The 5,025-nt window shown below is 49.9% G+C and carries 8 protein-coding genes; 4 read left to right on the top strand and 4 right to left on the bottom strand.

Going from position 1 to position 5,025, the window contains the following annotated elements:
- From NZ772_13555 to NZ772_13545, 3 genes are all read right to left on the bottom strand, one after another.
- Positions 1-199: hypothetical protein (locus NZ772_13555; GenBank protein MCS6814575.1), on the bottom strand; the 199-nt coding region annotated here is incomplete at its 3' end.
- A gap of 7 nt (positions 200-206) precedes the next feature.
- On the bottom strand, positions 207-548 hold the full coding sequence (locus tag NZ772_13550) for a hypothetical protein (GenBank protein ID MCS6814574.1): 342 nt from the start codon (positions 546-548) through the stop codon (positions 207-209).
- Between the two features lie 705 nt (positions 549-1,253).
- The gene (locus NZ772_13545) at positions 1,254-2,426 is read right to left on the bottom strand and encodes a glycosyltransferase family 4 protein (protein MCS6814573.1); all 1,173 of its coding nucleotides are present in this window, start codon (positions 2,424-2,426) and stop codon (positions 1,254-1,256) included.
- A 449-nt stretch (positions 2,427-2,875) separates the two neighbouring features.
- Between NZ772_13545 and scpB the strand changes: the two genes are divergently transcribed.
- The 4 genes from scpB to NZ772_13525 all read left to right on the top strand — a co-directional run bounded on the left by scpB (position 2,876) and on the right by NZ772_13525 (position 4,572).
- Positions 2,876-3,364: an SMC-Scp complex subunit ScpB gene (scpB, locus tag NZ772_13540; GenBank protein MCS6814572.1), complete on the top strand. Its 489-nt coding sequence runs from the start codon at positions 2,876-2,878 to the stop codon at positions 3,362-3,364.
- Positions 3,365-3,462: 98 nt separating this feature from the next.
- Entirely contained in the window at positions 3,463-3,873 is a 411-nt protein-coding gene (locus tag NZ772_13535; protein ID MCS6814571.1) for a DUF760 domain-containing protein, read from the top strand.
- A 122-nt stretch (positions 3,874-3,995) separates the two neighbouring features.
- Positions 3,996-4,238, top strand: coding sequence for an amidase family protein (locus tag NZ772_13530; protein MCS6814570.1), 243 nt, complete (start codon positions 3,996-3,998; stop codon positions 4,236-4,238).
- A 115-nt stretch (positions 4,239-4,353) separates the two neighbouring features.
- Positions 4,354-4,572, top strand: coding sequence for a hypothetical protein (locus tag NZ772_13525; protein ID MCS6814569.1), 219 nt, complete (start codon positions 4,354-4,356; stop codon positions 4,570-4,572).
- Between the two features lie 219 nt (positions 4,573-4,791).
- Here the strand turns inward: NZ772_13525 and NZ772_13520 are convergent.
- A partial coding sequence (locus NZ772_13520) for a Uma2 family endonuclease (protein MCS6814568.1) occupies positions 4,792-5,025 on the bottom strand: 234 nt, incomplete at its 5' end.

The raw sequence follows: 5,025 nt of genomic DNA, 5'->3' as shown, positions 1-5,025 counted from the left end.
TGCCAAGAGGCCAAGCCTGCTCAAAAGCAACATCAGCAGCTAGACAATAATTTGTCCACCTTATAAAGAGCAAGTTCCATGGTGGACTAAGGAATCGCAATCCATCTGGCACAAAATCGAAATCGTAGCAATAGTTAGCATAATCCCGCTTAAAGTTCTGATAGTGTTCGGCAACTGTGGGGAATGGGTTATGCGCCATAACGTCGTCATCGGTAACACAATAACCAAGTCATCATAAACGCGATGGTAAGCCCAGAACTTGCCTGTAGCAGTTGATGAATTAACCAAATGAGACCAAGGATATTAGTGAAGGCCCACAGGTAGCGAACAAACATCCAGGATGGATCCACTAGGAATGGCCAAAGAATACTATGACTGGCTGGTGGATAAACTCCCCCCTCACTGAGGTAGCAATAGATGTTTTTTCCAGCGAACCAGAACTGTACCTCGTTGTAGCGGAACTGGAGATCATTGGCAGGATTTGGCCCATGGAGAAACAGCAACCGCCTAAATCCGTAAGCCAGACGAAACAAGGCCGCTACGATCATGACCAGAATAGTAATCCAAAGAACTAGTTGCTGCCATCGCGCCCACAAGAGAGAGCAGACGGATAACTCTTGTGGAAGAGGTGACTAAAAACTGACGCATAGCATTTATATTTTGCCGGTGGGCACACTAGAAAGAGAGAAGAAGGTACATACAGCAACCCAAACTGCATCTCAACTTTAGCTAAGCTGTCGATATACTCTGTGTTGGCTAGGGTTTGAGCCATAACATCTCACTCTGAGTGTCTAAGCCACCCTACTGAACTGCCCCATTGTAGGGCGGGTTTGACTCAGTACTTGGGAAATTTAGCAGTTGTACTATCGTAACGGATTCATAGCCCAGCGCGATCGCCCTATGGAGTTAGCACTGCCAGGGAATCACTCTGTGGTGTGTACCCCTCCCAAAACTGCTAACGTTCGATAAATTTATCGCTCACGATATGGATAGGAGGTGTGGCGCTACTGGCAAACCTAGCAGTTCACTTTCATGGTCTGTCAATTGGTGGGTGAAGACTGTAGATGATATGGTGGGTGAAGACTGTAGATGATAGACAACAACGCTATCGATCGGGAGGGCTAATTCCTTCACTGCTCCTACCCAACCTCTAACTACGGTTAGATGATGTTTTGCTGCGTTAGGAATTAGGCTTGATTGCTAGCCTACTTGGTTGCATTACCCTAGTAGCTGTTTTCTCACCAAGCGCAGAGTTAGCCTAGGGTTCTGTAAAGCTGAAGAAATTGGTCAATCCAAACGGACTCACTAAAGTGTTGTAGGGCGCGCTCTCGTCCGTGAGCGCCTAAGCGTTCAGCTAGGGTACGATCGCTCAAAACCCGCACAAGAGCATCTGCCAACGCATCCACATCGCCAGGCGGAACCAAGAATCCGGTGGTGCCCTCTTGCACAATTTCTGCTAATCCTCCGGTGTGGCTGGCAATCACAGCCGTTCCACGCATCATTGCTTCTGGAGCCACAAACCCAAAGGGTTCTGCCCATCGAGAGGGCACAACTTGCACCCAAGCCTTAGCGAAGTGTGCTTCCACCTGTGCCCGTGGCAGATGACCCAACAAGGTAACCTGATTGGCAATGCCCAATTGGTGAGCTAGCTGTTGTAGGGCTGGGAACTGTGGGCCATGACCAGCAACTAGCACTTGTAGGTTAGGGATGCGATCGCTAATGGCAGCCACAGCTTGAAGCAACACGTCTACCCCCTTCTCTGGCACCAGCCGCGCGGCAACAGCGATTGTAGGGGGTGCAGTCAGAGGTGGTCGAGCCGGTAACACAGGCACCCCATTCCAAATGACACGCACAGGGGAAATGCCAGCGGCGAGAAGTTGCTGCTGCACGGCATAACTGTTGGCCACAATGCAGTCAAAGGCTGATCGCCAGCGCTGCCAAAGCTGCATTTGCCCCATCAGGGGTAACCAATCTTGCAAGGGAAGGCAGCGGTTTTGATAGCAAGCAAGGCCAGCCGCAGTCTGACAGGGCGTACCGTTAGGAAGCAACTTACTCCCACGCGGGCAAATAGGTCGATACCAAACCACATGGTAGAGGCTAGGAATAGGCTGGAGGAGGGGCAAAATCAGCGGAGACAGTTGAGTCAGGAACATGCGCACATGCACCACATCGGGCTGAAAGTCTGCTAATACCTGCTTCAGCCGCCAGTAAGCCCAGGGATTAACGGTTTGGAGCAAACCCCGGAACCGTGAGGTTGTCCCTAGACAGGTGTAGTCGGCAATGCTGGTTTTGGGATTTGGCTGAGTTCGAGCAGCAAATAGTCGTGCATCATGTCCTCGTTGACGAAACCCGTTGCGTAGGGTCAGGGCACCCACTTCAGCACCGCCAATGAGTTCGGCATAGTCATGGATCAGCAGGATCTTCATGTGAAGTTAAGGATACTTAGCATCTTGTCTAAGATAGCAATCTTGCCAGCTTGGGTAGACTTCTAAACGGCATCCATTATTCGTTAGCTGGAGGTAGTTCCCCAAGGTTGAAGAGATTTGACTCAGATTGCTGACAAATTACTTACACCATAGATGGTAGAGTGGTGACACGAGTTCATGCTAGGCACTGCGCGGTCTCGGATGCAGTTATTACTCTGAAAGCTGCGTGGGTTTGGTGTATGCTGCTGTGTTGTCATCAACATCTTACTCCCTCAGGCGTGCTATGCCTGCCTAGACTATAGACTGGTTGATAGTTCTAAAAAGGTGATAATTTTTTGGGAAAGGGGTGTGGGGGACGTTCCTACAAGGAGTGCTAGCCCCCTTGACATCTACTTAAATTATGACTTCTTTATCACTACCGACTAGTTGTTGTAGGTTCTGTAGCATCTATGCGCAGTCTTGCGGCCACAATCGAAGCTATCCTCTATCTGAAAGGTCAACCGTTGTCCATTGCCCAAATTGCTGAATATGCAGGCTGCGACCGCGAGGCGGTTGAGGATGGATTAATCGAACTAATGGCCGATTGCGCCCATCGTCTGAGTGCGCTTGAGGTCGTAGAAACGGATGCTGGCTATAGCCTGCAATTGCGGGAAGAATTTCAGCCTTTAGTGAAAGCTTTAGTGCCGATCGACTTGGGAGTGGGGGCGTTACGGACGTTGGCAGCGATCGCCCTTAAAGGGCCGATTAGCCAAGTTGATCTCATCAATTTACGGGGGTCTAGTGCCTATCAACAAGTCCAGGAGCTAGTGGAAAAAGGGTTTGTGCGTAAACGACGACAGTCGGATGGTCGTTCTTTTTGGTTACAGGTCACCGACAAGTTTCATCAATACTTTCAAATCAACCAACTTCCTACCTGGAGCGATGTTGAGAATACTTAACCAGTCTTACCCAGGGTCAGAATATAAAGAAGTCCAACATAGGCCATCAATAGCGACTACAATAGTGTGAGCTATTATCATGATTTTGGTGTCTTTGTATGGCTTTTAACCTCAACGGTGCGGATTTTTTTGAGGCTGACTCTGATGACATACCATCTAATAACCCACTACTAAGATACCTCCAGCACCAGTCTCCTGATGTTTTAGCGCGAGTTGCGAAGTCTGTTACGTCTGATGCTCGCCAAATTATTTCCCACAATGTGCAAGGGCTTGTTGGCTTGCTTCCTTCTGAAACCTTCAACGTTCAAATCACAACTGATCGCGAAAATTTAGCTAATCTTCTGGCCTCCGCTATGGTTACAGGCTATTTTCTACGGCAGATGGAGCAGCGAATGGAATTAGACGATGCAATTAGCAGTGTATCGTCCCTTATGCCGCAGAGTTCCCACATGCCTGAACCCTCAGATTCGACAACTCCTGAGCATTCTGGAGAAGAAAGCAATGCCTAGGGTGGGCTGATTTACCTGGTTGCCACGTTTGCGGCATCACGGCGTACAGTTGTAGACCAGGGATCGTGGTATCGTACCGGCTAGATTAAGCTGTATTCCAAGGCTTTTATCGCCTTGCGGAGTTGCGTCAACAAACCCAACCTACTTGGCAGCAGGTTGATGGTTTGCTGCTACCTACTACAGGCACTATCTATAGCATTCAACACGTTGAAGCAGAGCCGTTGACGCTGAATACGAGTCTGGGACGTTACACCAACTTCGTGAATTTGTTGGATTTGAGCGCGATCGCGCTACCCGCTGGCTTTCATCCTGATGGTGTACCCTTTGGCATTACCCTCATAGCCCCGGCTGGGTGGGATGACTAAGAGCCGTGGTGCTACCCTAGTGCATACAACCCATACTGCCCCCATTTACTAGTTCTTTGCCCTGACAGGTACCGTTCCACCTAAGCCAGGAATTGCGCGCATTGACCCAACTCAAGTGCAAGGCTATGCGATCGAAGTGGAAGTCTGGGCCATCCCACTCTCAGAGTTTGGCTCCTTTGTTACTGAAATTCCTCCACCTCTGGGCACTGGCTCTCTGACTTTGGCAGATGGCTCTGTAGTCAAGGGATTTATCTGTGAAGGGTATGCCTTGGAAGACGCGATCGATATTTCTCACTACGGTGGCTGGCGAGCATTTATGGCTACACAAGCGTAAAATATGATTGCTTCAATTTGGGTTGCATAGGTTGCAGCAGTTGCCTTCACCCCAACCCCACTCCCAAAGCGAGGAAGAGAAGCTACGAGTGTCTCCTTCTAATCTGGAGTGACTATAACTGACATCAGCAACGATTCATCCTGCGGCTATAGCTGATTCTTTGGGCCTTAACCCCCAAGCCAGAGGGACTTTAACTCTGGCAGCAGAACCCAATCACATCTACAACCCCAGCAGTTGATCGGGATCAATCCCTTGCGCTCTCAACAGCGCCTCTAACTGTTCAGCTCGTCGTTGTGCTTGCTCCTTGGCCTGTCGTTCTTGGGCTGCGGCCTGCTGTGCCTGCTCCTTGGCCTGGCGTTCTTGCTCCTTTGCCTGCCGTTCTGCCTCCTCTGGCAAGGGAATCAGTTGCCCCTCAGCCGTGAACCAGCGCAACTGGCGTTCATGCATCCCTAG

The sequence above is a fragment of the Cyanobacteriota bacterium genome, from assembly GCA_025054735.1.
In the GTDB taxonomy this organism is placed as follows: domain Bacteria; phylum Cyanobacteriota; class Cyanobacteriia; order SKYG9; family SKYG9; genus SKYG9.
Note: the sequence above shows the minus strand (reverse complement) of the source record. Positions and strands in the feature narration are given on the sequence as shown.